This is a genomic window from Cellulomonas biazotea (assembly GCF_004306155.1).
GTDB lineage: Bacteria > Actinomycetota > Actinomycetes > Actinomycetales > Cellulomonadaceae > Cellulomonas > Cellulomonas biazotea.
On sequence record NZ_BIMR01000464.1, the window covers coordinates 1 to 1,315 of the forward strand.

Here is a 1,315-nt window from a genome sequence, read left to right on the forward strand (position 1 = left end):
GACGTGAGCCCCGCAGTCGTGCGCGACGCCGCCGCCGCGTTCGCCCGCGTCGACGGACGCGCCGCGCACCTCGTCACCGACCTCGCGTCGGCCCTCCCGGGGGACGCCGCCGCCGCCGCGCAGGCCGTCGTCGAGGGCGTCGTCCTCGGCCGCTACCGCTACGACGCGCTGCGCTCCGAGCCCGACACCGTGCCCGTCGAGCGGCTCGACCTGCGGGTGCCCGACGACCGTGCCGACGACGCCCGCACCGGGGCCGCCCGCGGCCTGGTGCTCGCACGCGCCGCCGCCCTGTCCCGCGACCTCGCGAACACCCCCGCGGGCCACCTCACCGCGCCGGACGTCGCCGACGTGGCGCGGCGCCTCGCGGCCGACGCCGGGCTCGACGTCGTCGTGCACGACAAGGCCGCGCTCGTGGCGCTGGGGTGCGGCGGCCTGCTCGGCGTGAACTCCGGGTCGGCCGTCGAGCCGCGGATGGTCGTGCTGCACTACGTGCCCGACGGCGACGCGGCCCCCGGGCACCTCGGGTTCGTCGGCAAGGGCATCACGTACGACTCGGGCGGCATCAGCCTCAAGCCGTCGAACGCGATGCACGCCGCGATGAAGATGGACATGACGGGTGCGGGTGCCGTCCTGGCGGCGATGACGGTGCTGCGCGAGCTCCGGGTACCGGTGCGGGTCAGCGCCTACCTGGCCCTCACGGACAACATGCCGTCGGCGACCGCGACCAAGCTCGGCGACGTCCTGACGACCCGGGCGGGCCGCACCATCGAGGTCGTCAACACCGACGCCGAGGGGCGCCTGGTCATGTCGGACGCGATCACGCTCGCGCAGGAGGACGGGGTCGACGCGATCGTCGACATCGCCACCCTGACGGGCGCCTGCCTCGCCGCGCTGGGGCCGCTCACCGCCGGGCTCATCGGCACGGACGACCGCGTCCAGCGGCTCGTCGAGGACGCCGCCGACGCCACCGACGAGCGCGTCTGGCGGCTCCCGCTCGACCGCCGCTACCGGCCGTGGATGGACTCGGAGGTCGCCGACATCAAGAACCTCGGCGGGGAGTTCGCGGGGGCGATCACCGCGGCGCTGTTCCTCGCCGAGTGGGTCGGCGACACCCCGTGGGCGCACCTCGACATCGCCGGGCCCATGCGGTCGGAGAAGGACGACGCGTGGCGGACCAAGGGTGCGACGGGCTTCGGCGCGCGGCTGCTCGCGGAGGTCGCGGCGGCGTACCGAGCGCCGTGACGGACGACGCCGACGGCGACCGCGGCGCGCGCGGGGCGCCGGCGCCGCGAGCGGCGGCCGCGGGGCCCGACCC

At 76.7% G+C, this 1,315-nt stretch carries 1 protein-coding gene; it reads left to right on the forward strand.

The genetic code is table 11. The features are described from left to right. The coding region (locus CBZ_RS20175; protein WP_130783209.1) for a leucyl aminopeptidase family protein at positions 1–1,242 on the forward strand (1,242 nt) is incomplete at its 5' end. Positions 1,243–1,315 lie beyond the last annotated feature (73 nt).